This window comes from Methylophilus sp. 5 (assembly GCF_000515275.1).
GTDB lineage: Bacteria > Pseudomonadota > Gammaproteobacteria > Burkholderiales > Methylophilaceae > Methylophilus.
Window position 1 is genome coordinate 1332656 of record NZ_KI911560.1, and the last position, 16092, is coordinate 1348747.

At 52.0% G+C, this 16092-nt stretch carries 16 protein-coding genes; 12 read left to right on the forward strand and 4 right to left on the reverse strand.

From position 1 onward, the window contains the following. Positions 1 to 264: 264 nt before the first annotated feature. Positions 265 to 975, reverse strand: coding sequence for a hypothetical protein (locus METH5_RS0106285; protein WP_232410959.1), 711 nt, complete (start codon positions 973 to 975; stop codon positions 265 to 267). Continuing rightward, complete coding sequence (argH, locus tag METH5_RS0106290; RefSeq protein WP_036307674.1) at positions 975 to 2393, reverse strand: argininosuccinate lyase; 1419 nt, start codon at positions 2391 to 2393, stop codon at positions 975 to 977. The genes METH5_RS0106285 and argH overlap by 1 nt, the downstream gene beginning before the upstream one ends. A 104-nt stretch (positions 2394 to 2497) precedes the next feature. Between argH and METH5_RS0106295 the strand changes: the two genes are divergently transcribed. Together METH5_RS0106295 and METH5_RS0106300 are read left to right on the forward strand one after the other, a co-directional pair. Further along, positions 2498 to 3517 carry a sensor histidine kinase gene (locus tag METH5_RS0106295; RefSeq protein WP_029147706.1) on the forward strand — a complete coding sequence of 340 codons (1020 nt, stop codon included), beginning with the start codon at positions 2498 to 2500 and terminating at the stop codon, positions 3515 to 3517. Next, positions 3510 to 4256 carry a LytTR family DNA-binding domain-containing protein gene (locus METH5_RS0106300; RefSeq protein WP_029147707.1) on the forward strand — a complete coding sequence of 249 codons (747 nt, stop codon included), beginning with the start codon at positions 3510 to 3512 and terminating at the stop codon, positions 4254 to 4256. Before METH5_RS0106295 ends, METH5_RS0106300 begins: the two co-directional genes overlap by 8 nt. 18 nt (positions 4257 to 4274) lie before the next feature. On the opposite strand, the gene METH5_RS0106305 is transcribed toward METH5_RS0106300, so the two are convergent. After that, positions 4275 to 4943 carry a hypothetical protein gene (locus METH5_RS0106305; protein ID WP_029147708.1) on the reverse strand — a complete coding sequence of 223 codons (669 nt, stop codon included), beginning with the start codon at positions 4941 to 4943 and terminating at the stop codon, positions 4275 to 4277. Positions 4944 to 5130: 187 nt separating this feature from the next. Between METH5_RS0106305 and hemC the strand changes: the two genes are divergently transcribed. Together hemC and METH5_RS0106315 are read left to right on the forward strand one after the other, a co-directional pair. Next, the gene (gene hemC, locus METH5_RS0106310; protein WP_088177799.1) at positions 5131 to 6081 is read left to right on the forward strand and encodes a hydroxymethylbilane synthase; all 951 of its coding nucleotides are present in this window, start codon (positions 5131 to 5133) and stop codon (positions 6079 to 6081) included. Then, a complete protein-coding gene (locus tag METH5_RS0106315; RefSeq protein ID WP_029147710.1) occupies positions 6078 to 6845 on the forward strand; it encodes a uroporphyrinogen-III synthase in 768 nt (255 codons plus the stop codon). Before hemC ends, METH5_RS0106315 begins: the two co-directional genes overlap by 4 nt. Here the strand turns inward: METH5_RS0106315 and METH5_RS14810 are convergent. Next, the gene (locus METH5_RS14810; RefSeq protein ID WP_232410960.1) at positions 6828 to 7499 is read right to left on the reverse strand and encodes a PEP-CTERM sorting domain-containing protein; all 672 of its coding nucleotides are present in this window, start codon (positions 7497 to 7499) and stop codon (positions 6828 to 6830) included. The two genes, METH5_RS0106315 and METH5_RS14810, sit on opposite strands and share 18 nt — an antisense overlap. A gap of 151 nt (positions 7500 to 7650) precedes the next feature. Between METH5_RS14810 and METH5_RS0106325 the strand changes: the two genes are divergently transcribed. The 8 genes from METH5_RS0106325 (at position 7651) to METH5_RS0106355 (ending at position 16092) form a co-directional block, all read left to right on the forward strand. Beyond that, positions 7651 to 7956 carry a helix-turn-helix transcriptional regulator gene (locus METH5_RS0106325; RefSeq protein ID WP_029147711.1) on the forward strand — a complete coding sequence of 102 codons (306 nt, stop codon included), beginning with the start codon at positions 7651 to 7653 and terminating at the stop codon, positions 7954 to 7956. 25 nt (positions 7957 to 7981) lie between these two features. Continuing rightward, positions 7982 to 10117, forward strand: coding sequence for a bifunctional acyl-ACP--phospholipid O-acyltransferase/long-chain-fatty-acid--ACP ligase (aas, locus tag METH5_RS0106330; protein WP_029147712.1), 2136 nt, complete (start codon positions 7982 to 7984; stop codon positions 10115 to 10117). Further along, positions 10114 to 11436 (forward strand): MFS transporter, encoded by a 1323-nt coding sequence (locus METH5_RS0106335; protein WP_029147713.1) that lies wholly within the window; start codon positions 10114 to 10116, stop codon positions 11434 to 11436. Before aas ends, METH5_RS0106335 begins: the two co-directional genes overlap by 4 nt. A 2-nt stretch (positions 11437 to 11438) precedes the next feature. After that, positions 11439 to 12470: a hypothetical protein gene (locus tag METH5_RS15880; RefSeq protein ID WP_232410961.1), complete on the forward strand. Its 1032-nt coding sequence runs from the start codon at positions 11439 to 11441 to the stop codon at positions 12468 to 12470. 5 nt (positions 12471 to 12475) lie between these two features. Further along, the gene (locus METH5_RS15885; RefSeq protein ID WP_232410962.1) at positions 12476 to 13042 is read left to right on the forward strand and encodes a hypothetical protein; all 567 of its coding nucleotides are present in this window, start codon (positions 12476 to 12478) and stop codon (positions 13040 to 13042) included. A gap of 91 nt (positions 13043 to 13133) precedes the next feature. Next, positions 13134 to 13508 carry a hypothetical protein gene (locus METH5_RS0106345; protein WP_029147714.1) on the forward strand — a complete coding sequence of 125 codons (375 nt, stop codon included), beginning with the start codon at positions 13134 to 13136 and terminating at the stop codon, positions 13506 to 13508. Between the two features lie 145 nt (positions 13509 to 13653). After that, positions 13654 to 14031 (forward strand): hypothetical protein, encoded by a 378-nt coding sequence (locus METH5_RS0106350; protein WP_029147715.1) that lies wholly within the window; start codon positions 13654 to 13656, stop codon positions 14029 to 14031. 72 nt (positions 14032 to 14103) lie between these two features. Then, positions 14104 to 16092, forward strand: coding sequence for an LTA synthase family protein (locus METH5_RS0106355; protein ID WP_029147716.1), 1989 nt, complete (start codon positions 14104 to 14106; stop codon positions 16090 to 16092).

Genomic DNA, 16092 nt, shown 5'->3' on the forward strand with positions numbered 1-16092 from the left:
ATCAGCGTGGGAGTATTCGGCCAGCGGCTGTTTGAGTTCCGCGGTGGCTTGCGTTGTTTGCAAGCCGCTAGGGCGAGTTTCGTTGGCCGCCCATGCTGATGAGCAACGCAGGAAATAAGCGGAAGCTAGGGTGTCTTGTTCTTTGCCTTCTTTCTTATGGACAAGCATAAGAAAGAACGGTCGCCTAAAGGCGAAATAAATGATTCATTAATCCAGCTATCCAGCAATTAAGAGTGACACTCATTTGAGTAGGCTACAAAAGACTTACCGCTTATCCCGCTGCTCTTCCAAAACACCCCAAACCAAACTCAACACCAGCAACAAAATCGCACTCGCTACAATTACCGCTAACTGTGGTGCCTGATAAAGCTTCCTCACTGGCGTCCTCGCAATTGCCCGAGCATTAGCCTCATAAGTCTCAAATACATGGGTCTTTAAGGCGGCAATCCGTCCCGTCAAATGCCCCACAGAAAAAGAATATCCTTTTAACGAGACTTCTTTTGGCAGACTCAATGCAGGCAAATGCCAGCTTGAAGATGTTTGCTGTGCTTCTTGCGTAAGTTGCACACTCATCACCAGGCCCGGTGTGACAAAAGCCTCAGTATCGACTTCATCGGCTTTTTTAATCCGGTGCGTGAGGGTATGTAGGGTTTGTGCATTGGGCACAGCGATGAGTTGTGCGGTGTCACTGCGTTCATCTGGGCGCAACAAAATGCCGCGACTGCGGCTTAAGGTAATGGATTGCTGCACAAAGCGTTGTTGCAGCACCGGACTTTGCGGGTAGAGTTTGGCGGCCAGGCTGTTGACGCTTTCGCCGGGCAATAGCGGCCACAACATGGCTTGTTCGTGTTTGGGGTTGGCGATGCCAAGCGCTGCATGTGTTGGCTGGCTCGCCAATAGGCTGAAGGCTAATAGCAGCCCCATCATCACCGGGTATGATTTGCACTTACTCGGTTGATGGTGGCTGTGGGTCATCAGCTGCCTAATTGTTGCCTGGCTTGGGCGATGGCGCGGCGCACTTGTTCTGGCGCGGTGCCGCCGGTGTGGTTGCGGCTGGCGACGGAGCCTTCTAGTGTGAGCACTTCAAAGACGTCGTCGCTGATGGTGTTACTAAAGGCTTGCAGTTCAGCCAGGCTGAACTCGGCCAGGTCACGGCCTGATTCCACACCGGCTTTCACGGCGTGAGCGACCACTTCGTGGGCATCACGGAACGGCATGCCTTTTTTCACCAGGTAGTCGGCGAGGTCAGTCGCGGTAGCAAAGCCTTCGAGTGCGGCCTGGCGCATATTGTCGGCTTTCACCGTAATGCCGCGCAGCATATCGGCGTAAATCTGCAAGGTCACCAGCAAGGTGTCGGCGACGTCGAACAAGGGCTCTTTGTCTTCCTGGTTGTCTTTGTTATAGGCCAGTGGCTGGCCTTTCATTAAAGTGAGCAGGCCGATTAAATGCCCATAAACACGGCCGGTTTTGCCACGCACCAGCTCTGGGACGTCAGGGTTTTTCTTTTGTGGCATGATGGAGGAACCGGTACAGAAACGGTCAGCAATATCAATAAAGCCGAAGCGCGGGCTCATCCATAAAATCAACTCTTCAGAAAAGCGCGACAAGTGCATCATGAGCAATGAGGCCGCTGCATTAAATTCAATGGCAAAATCACGGTCAGACACGGCATCGAGCGAGTTTTGGCACACGCTGTCAAAGCCTAATAACTCAGCGACCAGTTCGCGTTTGATTGGGTAGCTGGTGCCTGCCAGTGCGGCGGCGCCTAATGGCAAGCGGTTGATACGCTTGCGCGCATCGGCAAAGCGCTCGGCATCGCGGTTGAGCATTTCAAAATAGGCCATCAGGTGATGACCAAAGGTCACAGGTTGTGCCACTTGCAAATGGGTAAAGCCTGGCATGATGGTGGCGGCATGTTGCTCGGCTAAATCGAGCAGCGAGGTTTGCAGCGCGCGGATGCCTGCAATGCTGTCATCGACCACGCTGCGCAACCACAGGCGCACATCGGTGGCTACCTGGTCGTTGCGTGAGCGGCCAGTATGCAAACGTTTACCGGCGTCGCCGATTTTTTCGGTCAGGCGTCTTTCAATGTTCAGGTGCACATCTTCCAGGTCCAGCAGCCATTCAAACTGGCCGGCATCAATCTCGGCCAGAATCTCACTCAAGCCACGTTTGATGTCTGCTACATCTTGCGCCGAAATAATGCCTTGTGCGCCCAGCATGGTGGCGTGCGCAATCGAGCCTTGAATGTCGAATGTGGCCAGGCGCTTGTCGAAATCGACGGACGCTGTGTAGCGTTTGACCAGCTCGGCCACTGGCTCGTTAAAGCGGCCAGACCAGGCTTGGTCTTTTTGGTGCAAAGATGACTGTGTATTGGGGTTGGACGTTGTCAAAACAAAATTCTTTCTGCCAGAAATTAGGACGCACAGCGCGTGCTTGCGCCAGTGGCACTTAATACTTATGATGCTGGCACGACATTATAAACGAACATCACGCCGTGCGTAAAAGTAGCCGCATCCCCAATTTTCGCAATCTGGGCATACACTTACGTGTGTTGCTGCTGCATCTGTGTTTGCTAGCCTTGCTCACTGTCTATGACGGCCAGTCTGGCTGGAATGCAGCATTGTGGGCTAGTGACCTGGCGCGCATTGGCAGCCAGTGGTTGCCCCCCCTGTTGCTGGTGATGGGCGCACTCACCCTTGCTTACCCTATGATTAGCCGCTGGCCTTACCGACAAGCCTTGGCCGCCCTGTTTTTGCTGGCGATTGGCATCACTGCATTATCCAGCTATGGTTACCAGCGCTGGATTGCGCCATTGAGCGCCGCACAATATTGGCAGGTAATGCTGTTGTGCGTGGCCGATGTGCTGGTGTGTTTGTATTATTTAGACTTATTGCAACGTGCTTATTCGCCTGCGATTGCCGAGGCACGTTTGCAGGCCTTGCAGGCACGTATCCGTCCCCACTTTTTATTTAATAGCCTGAATGCCGCCTTGTCACTGATTCGCAGCCAGCCGCAACGGGCTGAAACGGCGCTGGAAGATATGGCCGAATTGTTTCGCGTATTGATGGCGGATAACCGCGATCTGGTGCCGTTGTCACAAGAAATTGCCCTGTGCCAGCAATACCTGAATATCGAAAAACTACGCTTAGACGAGCGGCTGCAATGTGACTGGCAATTGGCTGATATTCCTGCCGAGATGATGATTCCGCCACTGATTCTGCAACCCTTGCTGGAAAACGCCGTATATCACGGGATAGAGCCGCAATCGCAGGGCGGGGTGGTGGTGATTGAAATCAACATTAGCGGCAAGAGTTTGTTGTTGCGTATCAGCAATCCGCTGCCGCCACGCAGTGACAAGTCTGGCGGCAATAAAATGGCACTTAAAAATATCCGTGAGCGTTTGCGACTGCACTACGACCTGGAGGCGCAATTGCGGCAATATGAGGCCGACCAGCGTTACATCGTAGAAATCGTGATTCCAACGCGTCCGCTGTCCGAGGTTGTGCATGGCTAACCAGCGTTTGCTCATTGTAGATGACGAGCCATTGGCCAGACAGCGTTTGCGCGATTTGGTCGGCGACGTGGGTGGTTATGATGTGGCCGGTGAAGCGGCCAATGGCGTGGAGGCGCTGCGGTTGCTGCAAGATGCTGCAGTGGATATTGTGCTGGTGGATATCCGCATGCCTGTAATGGATGGCATTGAGTTGGCGCAGCATTTGCGCGGCTTGCCACAACCACCCAAGCTGATTTTTACTACTGCGTATGATCATTATGCGGTACAGGCGTTTGAGCTGAACGCCATTGATTATTTGCTTAAACCGATTCGCAGTGAGCGGTTGGCGGCGGCGTTAGCCAAGGCCAGGCCTTTGCAGCAAATGCAATCGCAGGCATTACAAAGCTTGCAACAAACGCATGATCATCTGAGCATTCAAGAGCGCGGCAAGGTGTTACTGATTGCGCTGGCAGACGTGTTGTATTTTCGTGCCGAGTTGAAGTACGTGACGGTGCGCACACGCGACAAAAGCTATTTGCTGGAAACCTCACTCAACCAACTTGAACAAACGTATGCCGCCCAGTTTGTGCGCATTCACCGCAACGCGTTGGTGGCGCGCACGGCGATTAGCGGTTTTGAAAAGCAACGGGTGACTGAGGGCGAAGAGGCCGGAGAAACGGTGTGGGTGGTGCTAATCAAAGGGGTCGCGGACACATTAGTCGTGAGCCGGCGCCACCAGCATGTGATTAAGGCCGCCTAGCGGCGACCTTAATCTTCACTATTTTCTCTTTTGTGCCTGATCAATCACTTTGGCCGCCCAATCTCGGCCGCCCAAGCCAAAGGCAATGGCCAGCGCCAAAAATACGGCACCAAATACAATCACAAACAGCGAGTGGATCAGTTGCATGCCGATGCCAAGTTGCTCCAGCGCAATAAAAATCGCCAGAATCTGGATGCAGTATTCAGCCGAGGTGCTGATAATGAGTGCTTGTTCAAACTTGATGCTATGCAACCAGGCAAACACCAGCCGGTTAATAAAGCGTGCAAACAGCGTGCCAAAAATCACCACCAGAATCGCGACAATAATATGGGGTAAGTAGCTGGCCAGCTCTTTAAGCAACGAGGCAACCTCGGTGAGGCCCAGCGAATTAGCGCCAGTGATGACAAACAGCAAAATGACCAGCCAATACACAACCTGGCTGATGATGCCACTCAGCGTGACTTTGTAATTGGCGCTACGCATAAAGGCTTCGAGGCCGGATTTTTGTGCAAAAGTGTCAAAATGCGAAATCTCAAGAATGCGTTTCACGCCTAATCTGACCGCCTTGGCCACCAGCCAGCCAAAAAATAAAATCACCATGGCAGCGAGCAATTTGGGTACAAAATGGACCAATTCGACCCAGAACTGATTAAGGGAAGAGATGAAAATTTCGAGTTGGTATTGCATGGATAGTCCTCCATATTTATCGTTGAATAGCGACTTTTCTAGCCACTTCGGGTTGCTATGCAGGTGTCAGCATAACTGAATCCGACGGCCTTGTGGAGCAAAAGGTTCATCTGAACACACCATGGGATACCCGCAGAAGTCTGGCGATGACGTGTTAAAATACACTGCTAAATTCATCATAGGTAACATCGTTGTGAGTACACTAAACCCACCTGCCACGCTGGTGATTGCTTCACGCGAGAGTGCTCTCGCTATGTGGCAAGCCAAGCATATTCAAGCCAGATTACAAGCGCTGTATCCGCAATGCGAGGTCAGCATTTTAGGCATGACCACCACGGGCGATCAAATTTTGGATTCACCGCTGTCACGCATAGGCGGCAAGGGCTTGTTTGTTAAAGAGCTTGAAAACGCCTTGGCGGATGGCCGTGCCGATTTAGCCGTGCATAGTATGAAAGATGTGCCTATGCATTTGCCAGACGGCTTTGTGTTGACCGCGACCGGTGAGCGCGAAGACCCGCGCGATGCCTTTGTTTCTAACGACTATGCCAGTCTGGAAGCGTTGCCAGAAGGCAGTGTGGTTGGCACCTCCAGCTTGCGTCGCCAAAGCCAGATACAGGCGCGCTTTCCGCATTTAAAAATCGAATCATTGCGCGGCAATGTGCAAACCCGTTTGCGCAAACTGGATGAAGGCCAATATGCTGCGATTATCCTGGCGGCAGCTGGGCTCATTCGCTTGGATTTGGGTGATCGTATCAAAAGTTTTATTAGTCCGGCAGAGAGTATTCCGGCCGTGGGTCAGGGAGCATTGGGCATCGAAATCAATGTTGACCGCAGTGACCTGATGGCAGTGCTGGCGCCGTTGAATCATGTGGATACTCAATTGTGCGTGGAAGCTGAACGAGGATTCAGCCGTGCGCTCGCAGGGAGTTGCACGGTGCCGCTGGGCGCCTACGCCACCAAACAAGGTGACACCATCACCATGCAAGGTTTTGTCGCCAGCGTCGATGGCAAGCAGATGCTCAAGGAAACCGTCACCGGCCATGCGGCTGAGGCAGAAAAACTAGGCCAGCAATTGGCGCTGAAGCTGGTGGCACGTGGTGCCGATAAAATTCTGGCGACCTTGGATGGGGTGAAATGACCTTGTCCTTGGCCGGGGTGCATATCGCGGTCACGCGGCCACCCGAGCAAGCCACCAAGCTGACTGCGGCGATCACGGCTGCAGGCGGCGCGGTGATTTCCTTTCCGTTGCTGGATATCAAAGGTCTGGAGGACTTAATCGATTTTCATGTAGCGGTCACGCCGCTTAGCCAGTTTGATTGGGCCGTGTTTATCAGCACCAATGCCGTGCAATATGGCATGCCGTTGTTGCAGCAGGCGGGTATTTCGCCCGCGCTTAAATTTGCCGCGATAGGCCCAACGACCGCCGCCAGCTTGCAAGGCTACGGCATCGCAGAAGTGCTGACGCCGCGTGAACGCTTTGATAGTGAAGCCTTGCTGGCGCTACCTGCATTGCAACACATGCAAGAGCAGCGCGTGCTGATTGTACGTGGCGTGGGTGGGCGTGAAGTGTTAGCCGACACCTTAAAGCAGCGTGGCGCAGAGGTGGTGTTCGGTGAATGCTATCGCCGCGTGAATCCGCAAAATAATGCCCAGTTGTTGCAGCAGGCCTATGCCCAAGGTCACTTAGACGGCATTGTCGTTACCAGCACCGAGGCCTTGCGCTTTTTGCTGGCACTGGCGGGTGAGGCTGACTGGTTAAAAGTGACACCTTTATTTGTTAATCATGCACGCATTGCCGAGCAGGCGCGTGCATCAGGTTTGACTGCCTTTAGCGCTGATCAGTCGGGCGATGCCGCTATGCTCAGCCTACTGCAAACACATCTTTCAGCCTGCGCTGGCTAATTTTTTGACTTGCGCCTGCAAGCCATCAGCCCTAAGCCCTAAGCCCGCCAGTATCATCATATAGCTATCAGGTTCCGGCACCGCAGAAACATTGATGCCTGCGCTGTTGATCAAAGTGATCCGCGATTCATGGATGAACATCTGACTTTGTGCGGGTGTGAGTACTAGGCTACCTGCCAGCGCTGGCCTGTGAGCGATGGTTTGCTGAGTAGCACTCGTGCTGTTACTCACGCTGATGACGGCGCCTGAATTCAAGCCTATATCAAATGACTGCCATTCAATCACCGGACGCGGCAACCATCTGTCTATAGGGGTGGCACCGCTGGTGAGTGCTAGCGTGTGCGTGATGTCGAAGAGCACGTTGCTGCCTATTGTCAGGCTGCCGGTCAAGTTCGATAAAGTGATTTCCGGCGCGTAGAGACTAAGGTTATTGAGTGTCAGGTCACCACTTGCAAATAGTGATATTTGGCTGTCAGATTTCAGCCAGCCGCCATCCAGGCTTAAGTTGCCTGTACAGCTTAATGATATGCCGCTGCCTGATGACAGCGCCATATCCCCGGAGCAGTTCGTGTTTGCCAGACTGATTTGTGCACTGGCGTGACTAGCTAGCGGCATACAGGCCAGCAAACAGGATAATACTGACAGGCGTAACATCTCACACTCCTCGACATAAGGCATTGCAGTGTAGCGGGGCAGGCATTGGCGTTGGATGATGCTTTGATGAAGCACAGACTAATCCATGCGCATGATTGTCTTGTATGATGGTGCTTGACAAAACAAACTAAATAACTAATTATATAGTTATATGAAAACAGTGATCCAAGTTCCAGAACCCTGGAACGCTATTTCAGAGCTCTTCGTTGCGCTGGGTGATGCCCACCGGCAACGGATTTTGCTATCGTTCGAAAAAAACGAGCGGCTGACGATTTTGCAAGTCGTTGAGAGTTCGCAACTGAGTCGCACCGCAGTGACACATCATTTAAAAGTGTTGGAGCGCGGCGGTGCGCTGCAGAGCGAGAAAATCGGCCGCGAGGTCTATTTTTGGGTCAATAAATCATTGATGCAGCAAGCGCTACAAAATGTGCTTGATTACATCAAAGACGAAATATAAAAAAGAATTTAATGGGGAGCAAACAATGCTGGTGAGTGTATTAAGGGCGGTGTGTCGTCTGTTGTTTCGTGTGCGCGTGACCGGGCTGGAGAATGTACCGCAGGAAGACAAGCTGTTGATTATTGCCAATCATGAGTCTTTTCTGGATGGCTTGCTGTTAGGCTTGTTTTTACCCAAGCGCGCGACCTTTGTCGTACATACCGGCGTGCTAAAAAATATTTTTTTTCGCTGGTGGTTAAAGCTGACGCCGCATTTGTCTGTTGACCCAGCTAGCCCGCTGGCCATGAAAAAAGTGGTACAGCGCTTAAACGCAGGTGAAAACGTGGTGATTTTCCCTGAAGGGCGCATTACCCTGACCGGCGCCTTGATGAAGGTGTATGACGGCCCTGGATTTGTGGCGGCTAAAACCGGGGTCAAAATTTTGCCGGTGCGGGTTGAAGGCGCCGCTCAGTCTTATTTTGGCCGGTTATCTGATGCACATCCGCGTAAATTATTGCCGCGCGTGACCCTGAAAATTCTGCCCACGACTGAGATCCGCATTGAGCAGCACGGGCATCATGCGCCGTTGAGCGCCAAGCAACGCCGTCGCATTGCAGGCGAAGCCATGCGCAATATCATGCAGCACATGCTGTTTAAAACACAGCAAAGCAAAACGCTGTTTGAGGCCTTTGTCGATACCATGGACAAATATGGCGCCAAAACCCGCATTATCGAAGACCTCAATCAGGTAGAAGATACCTATCAGGAGATGCTTAAGCGCAGCCTGGCGTTGGGGCGAATTGCCAGTAAAGTCAGTGCGCCTAATGAGGCGGTCGGCGTGTTGATGCCTAATATTACCAACACCATGGCGCTGGTACTGGGTATGACGGCTTTTAGAAGAATCCCGGCCATGCTGAACTATACCGCCGGGGCAGATGGCATGCGCAATGCCTGTGTGGCCGCTAATATTCGCACCGTGATCAGTTCGCGCAAATTTATTGCAACGGCCAAGCTGGAAGACACGATCGCGCAAATGAGCGATTTGAATATCGTTTACTTGGAAGACTTGCGTGGCCAGTTTGGCATGCTGGACCGCGCCTGGTTGATGGGCTATGCGCTGCATTACCCACGTGCGGCCATGGAGTCCGCCACGGCGGAAGATACCGCGGTGATATTGTTTACCTCTGGCTCGGAAGGCAAGCCCAAAGGCGTGGTGCACAGCCATAAAAGTATTTTGGCCAACACGCACCAGATTCTGGCAACGCTGGATTTTAGCCCGGCAGATAAGTTCATGATGGCCTTGCCGCTGTTTCATGCGTTTGGCTTTACTGGTGCATTATTGCCTTTATTAAACGGCATCCCGCTGCTGCTGTTTCCATCACCGCTGCAATACAAATTGATCCCGGAAGTGATTTACGACAAAGGCTGCACGGTGTTTTTCTCCACCAGCACGTTTTTGGGCAATTACGCCAAGTATGCGCACCCGTATGATTTTTATAAATTGCGCGTGGTGTTTGCCGGGGCAGAAAAGCTCAACGAAGAAGTACGCAAAATTTATCACGAAAAATTTGGTATCCGTATTTTAGAAGGTTACGGCACGACTGAGTGCGCGCCGGTGGTTGCCGCCAACACGCCGATGGCTAACCGCAATGGCAGTGTCGGCCAGTTTTTTCCAGGCATTGAGTATAAGCTTGCGCCCATCCCCGGCATTGAAAACGGCGGCCTGCTCTCGGTGAAGGGCGACAACATCATGCAGGGCTATTATTTGTACGAAAACCCGGGGGTGCTGGTCGCGCCGCAAGAGGGCTGGTATGAGACGGGTGATGTGGTTGCAGTGGATACAGAAGGCTTTATTCACATCAAAGGCCGCGTGAAGCGCTTTGCCAAAGTGGCTGGTGAAATGGTCTCGCTTGAGGTGGTCGAAAAAATTGCCAACACGGCAGCGCCAGAGCAGCAACACGCCGCGACGACCGTGCCCGATGCTAGTCGCGGTGAAAGCATCGTGTTATTTACCACCGATGCCAAACTCAAACGCGAAGACTTGCAGATTGTGGCCAAAAACCTCGGTGCGCCTGAAATCGCCATTGCGCGTAAATTGGTCGTGGTTGAGCAGATCCCTGTGCTGGGCACGGGCAAAACAGATTATGTGACATTGAAGCAAATGGCGGAGCAAGCAGCATGAGTAACCCTTTCAACTTACTGAGTCAGCAACGCTTCGGCCCTTTTTTTTGGACACAAGGGTTAGGCGCTTTTAATGACAATGTGTTTAAAACTGCCCTCATTACACAAGTGGCGTTTAACACTGCCAGCCTGACCACGCTGGACGGCGCAACATTGGCGACCTTGCTGCCTGGCCTGTTTATTTTGCCGTTTTTTCTGTTTTCGGCTTCGGCCGGACAATTGGCAGACAAGTATGAAAAATCGCAGATTATCCGGCTGGTGAAGGTGCTGGAGATTTGCATCATGCTGTTTGCCAGCATTGGCTTTTTAAGTCGCAGTTTGTTAATGCTGGCGCTGGCATTGTTTTTAATGGGCGTGCATTCCACCTTGTTTGGCCCGGTAAAGTACTCTTATTTGCCGCAGCATTTACAGCCTAATGAGCTGACCGCGGGTAACGGGCTGGTTGAAATGGGTAGTTTTGTGGCTATTTTGCTGGGGCAGGTGCTGGGTGCCTGGTTGGGTAGTTTAGAGCAACATGCTTTGTTTACCAGCTTGAGTGTATTGCTGGTGGCTATTTCAGGCTATCACCTGAGCCGTGGTATTCCATTGTCACGCGCGCCGGTGCCAGAGATGAAAATTAACTGGAACCCGATCACTGAAACCATCAAGAATGTGCGCACATTCTGGGCACAGCAGACCTTGTGGGTGGCAATTGTGGCGATCTCGTGGTTCTGGTTTTTTGGTGCGACCTTGCTGGCGCAGTTTCCTAACCTGGCGAAAAATGTGTTGCAGGGTAGCGAGCGCGATTTTATCAGCCTGTTGTCAATTTTCTCGGTTGGTGTGGGCGTGGGCTCGATCTGGTGTGAAAAACTGTCCAAAGGCAAACAGGAACTGGGCCTGGTCATGTTGGGGGCGGCAGGGATGTCCTTATTTGCCTGGGATTTCGCCACGACCACCAGTAGTATCCAGCAACAGTTATTGGCTAATCCAGTCTTAAGTTTGCATACGCTGGGCGGCGTTGATTATGCGCGTATGTTGCTCGATGTGGCCTTGCTGGGGGTGAGTGGCGGCCTGTATATCGTGCCATTGTATGTATTGCTGCAAAGCCGCGCCGAGGCCGGGTATCAGTCACGCGTAATTGCGGCCAACAATATTATGAATGCCTTGTTTATGGTGCTGTCGGCCGGATTTTCGGTGTTGCTGTTTGGCATGGGTGTCAGCATTCCGCAATTGTTTGCCATTACAGCGGCAGTCAATGTGCTGGTGGCTATTTATCTGTGTTTTCGCCAACCGGAATATTGGCACAGCGTGCGTGATTATCTTGCCGGGTTGAGAGGGTAATCATGCGTCGTATCGTGGGTGTGGGGTTAGGCCTGATCTCGTCGTTGGCCTGTAGCGAACCTGGTAGCGATAGGCTGGGTTTATATGCACAAGACCAATTTCAAACCGTGAATGGTAGTTGCCAGCAATGCCAGGCATTGCCACAAGGGTTATGGTATTTTCGTAACGACACTTTTGCGCTGCCGCAGGCTGGCTTGTCTGTTTCAAGTTACCACGCGAATAAACGCGGCGCCGACGATGTGCTGGCATTAAATCCACTGGCGTTACCAGCGTTAGTGTGGACGGGTGCCAGCCAGCATTGGTCACGCCTCACGCTGAATGCAGATGCAACAGCGGTGACCACGGCCGAGGGTGAGCGCCTCCAGTTTAATTTAGTACCTAAAATCGCCACTAATCGCGCCTACTGGAATGCCGAGACCAGCCACTTTATTAGCCAGGGCCCGCTTTCTGTGCGCGGCGAATTGGATGGCCAAACACTGGTGGCCCGCACCGTCTGGCCGCAGCGGTTTAAGCTCGATTTAATGGCGAGCACACAGCCTTTGCAAGCAGGTGAGAGTCTGCAGTCACTGGTGCAGTTTGCCAATGGCGGCGCCCGCAGTCCGCATCAAAGCCGTTTGTTATGGGAGAAGTCGCCCGGTGCAGCACAACAGTCGTCCGGCAAAGCGGCGTTAGGCATTTTGCTCAACGGCGCACAAGGCGATGACGATGAGGCGCATGGCGGGCATTTTGCATTGGCCACCGGGCGGGTGGGGGCTGATGGCGCTTATGATACGTGGCTGGTGAATAATTATTACAACCTGGCCAGCAACAGTGAAAAAGGCATTATTGCCGGGGTGACGCCGTTTGATAAATATATGGGCGACCTCAATAGCGGGCAATCCTTTTATCGTCCTTCGTATATGCTGGTAGCGGTGTTTAGCCAGCCAGAGATTCCCAGCAAATTCAGGCCCTCAACAATCGCGTTTTCCAGCACTTTTACCGCAATGACTTTGTCTATGAGCACGCCCGTGAAAACTGTGCAGGCATCAGCATAGACGCTTTGCGCAACCTGGGTTGGCAAGTGCCGGTGCGTGGTGTCGAAAGCCTGCTCAAAGCCAGCGCTGCTTACTGGTATGTGGCCGCCACTGAGCGCAGCTTGCAAAAAGGCCGTGCTATTTATGATTACCTCAATACCGAAATGACCCGGCTATTCCCAGCTGTCGCCTTTGATGCAATAGGCAATGACCTGCTCAATATTGCACGTACTGGCGATCAGTCAACATTAACTTCAGGCACCATGCAAGCCATGACCACACAGCTGGAAGCGATCTATTTTGTGCGCATCCCGCAAATCCCTTCCAGCCGGGCGTATGGCCTGGCGCCGGTATATAGCTTTGCGCAATACCTGCAACAGGCCCCGGCGGATAGAAGCCAGTGGCAAATTATCCCGGTGACGCCGAATCCGTTACCTGAGAACTTGAAGCAAGGATTGGTGCGTAAGCCAGCAATGCCCTCAATCGTCCCGCTACCGGCCATCTTATTTTTAATTGGAGGTGTGGGGTTCGGTTGGGTCTTGATTAAATTACTTTGGCAGTTGATCAGGCGGTCACTTCCTACAGCAAAATAAGAGAAGCGCTGATAAGCAGCATTCAAAAAACATTCTTAAATAAAAAGACCAACAACCGTCATGTATTGACCTTTTTATTTAAGGATGAAAAATGAATAAACTATTAATTACTTTATTATTTTCGATGACAGCGCTGGCTGCTAATGCAGCTTCTAGCCGGGACGATGCGGCCACCTTGGGCACTTCGGATAGTCCGCAAGTACAACGGCAACAGCGATCGACTGACAAAGGCCCAACGGGCGTACATCAGGACGGCGTGCCTCACGATGAGAGCAATTTGGGTAATGCGCACAGCCCTCAGGTGCAAGAACAAAATAAACGGACAGACAAAGGGTTGGGCGAGCGGCCTGAAAAAAAGCATAGAAACAAACTGCTAAGAAACAAGGATGACAAAGCGGGCACGACGCAAGGCAACCCTGTGCAGCCGACTGTGCCTGAAGCGGCACCGCCAGCAACAACGAATTAAAGCCATGATGGTTAGTTGGGGTTGCCAATGGCAGCCTCTATGGATGTCTAACGGTTACGTTGTGCTTTAAATAGATTCATGCTGCTATTTTTAAATCACATAAAACATTGTTTAATGTGTTCAATCAATCACAAAGAGTAAGCGCATGAAAATCGCCTTTAATCGAAAACTCATTCTCACTGCCATCATTTGTTTATTGCTCTATCAGGTTGGCACCTGGATTACCATCGTGGCCGGTGCCGTGTGGGGCGCTGGGGCGGCGGTGATTGTTGCCGTGGTGTCTTATCTCTGTGCACGGCTGGCTAAACGCGGCGCGAGCAGTACGATCTGGTTCTTAATCCCCACCTTGTTGTTTACGGTGATTCCGTTACTGGCAAAAGCCTGGAGTTTGTTCACCAGCCAGACGGGTATTGTCGATATGCTGGTCGATTTAGTGCCATTACTGGTGGGGTTTGTGATTCCGGTAGGCTTGCTGTCAGTGGTGTATCTAGACTTGCGCAAAAAGTCTGTTTTGCCTGAGTAGCTTTGGCCTTGCGCTAACAATCGCGAATAACCCGTTATAATCACACGCTTGAATCAATCTGATTAAGCAACCATGCAATCAAGTTACTTCGGCAAGCCACGTTCCACTTCAAAATTATGGGCCATTGGACATTGGTTTGGCCCTTATGCACCGCTCATTGTCATGTTTATCAGCGGATTGCTGCTGCTTTCCCTCTCGCGTTTAGGCCTGGTGGCCTGGAAGTGGGAGCGCGTGCAGGCCACGGGTGAGCTGTGCCAAATTTTACTGCAAGGTGTGCGTGTTGATGTAATTCAGTTAGGCTTGCTGGCACTGATTCCTGTCTTGTTATCGCCGATATTAGCGCTCCCTAAGTTGTTCAAAGTATGGCGTGGATTTACGTTCTGGTGGGTGTTGCTGTCATTGGTGCTGTTGGTGTTTCTCGAAGCCGCCACGCCTGGCTTTATTCTCGAATATGATGTGCGGCCTAACCGTATTTTTGTCGAATATCTAAAATATCCGCACGAGGTATTTGGCATGCTGTGGCAGGGCTTTAAGCTGGAGCTGTTGTTTGGCTTGGTGATGACGGTGATTGCCTTTGCACTGGTGCGCAAACTGCTCAAGCCATGGCGCAAAGCGCAGGTAAAATGGTCTGGACCCGCCGTGTGGCTGGTGTGGCCACTGCTGTTGGTATTGACCGTGCTTGGTATTCGTTCAACGCTGACGCACCGCCCCGCCAACCCGGCGCTGTTTGCAATTACGCAAGACAGCATGGTCAACAGCCTCATTTTGAACTCGACTTATTCGGTCTTTTACGCGGCTTATAGTTTGCAACACGAAGCAAAGTCGAGTGCGATTTATGGCAAGATGCCGCGCGAACAAGTCTTTGCCTTAACCGGCGCACAAGACACTGATATTCCAACGCTGACGACACTGGTGCCTGGCGTTAAACGCGACAAACCATTGAACCTGGTGATTTTGCTGCAAGAGAGCTTGGGCGCAGGTTTTGTGGAGTCACTGGGTGGCAAGCCGGTGACGCCAAATCTGGAAAAACTCAAAGCAGATGGTATCTGGTTCACACACTTGTATGCGACCGGCACCCGCTCGGTGCGTGGTATTGAGGCAGTTGTCACTGGCTTTCAACCGACGCCCTCTGACAGCACTGTCAAACTGGATTTAAGCCAGAAGAACTTTTTTACATTGGCATCGTTGCTATCTAAGCGAGGTTATTTGACCGAGTTTATTTATGGTGGTGAAGCGCATTTTGACAATATGCGCAGCTTTTTCATGGGCAATGGTTTTCAGCAAATCACGGACCAGCCCGACTTTCAAAATCCGGTATTTGTCGCCAGCTGGGGTGCCTCGGATGAAGACCTGCTGAATAAAACCCATGAGCAACTGATGGCGCACCATGCCAGTGGCAAACCATTCTTTACCCTGGCTTTCAGCTCTTCTAACCATGCGCCGTTTGACTACCCGGATGGCCGGATTAAGCTCTATGAGCAACCCAAGGCGACTGACAACAATGCCGTGAAATATGCCGATTACGCGATTGGTGAGTTCTTTAAAAAAGCCAAAGCCAGCCCTTACTGGAACGATACCGTATTCTTGATCGTGGCCGACCACGATATCCGCGTACGCGGTGATTCGCTGGTGCCTATCGAGCATTTTCATATCCCGGCCCTGATTTTAGGCGGTGCAGTCCAGCCTAAAACAGTCGATGTGATTGCCAGCCAGATTGACTTGCCAGTGACGGTGTTGTCACTCATGGGTATAGAGGCGCAGCACCCGATGACGGGTCATGACTTGTCTAATGTGAGTGCTTACTACCGTGGCCGCGCTTTAATGCAGTACAACTATAACTTTGGCTGGATGCAGCAGCTGGGGCCAGAGGCCGCAGAAAATGCAGTTGTGGTGTTGCGTGAAGGTAAGCCGCCAGCATTTGGTCGCTACGATCTTGCCAGCAAGCAGTTGCAAAATACGGCCGCCCCTGCCGACGGGACCGCCTTCGCAGAGCGAGCACTGGCGAATAGCCTGTTGCCTGCGCTGTTGTATCAAGAACAACGTTATCGCTTGCCAGAGTAG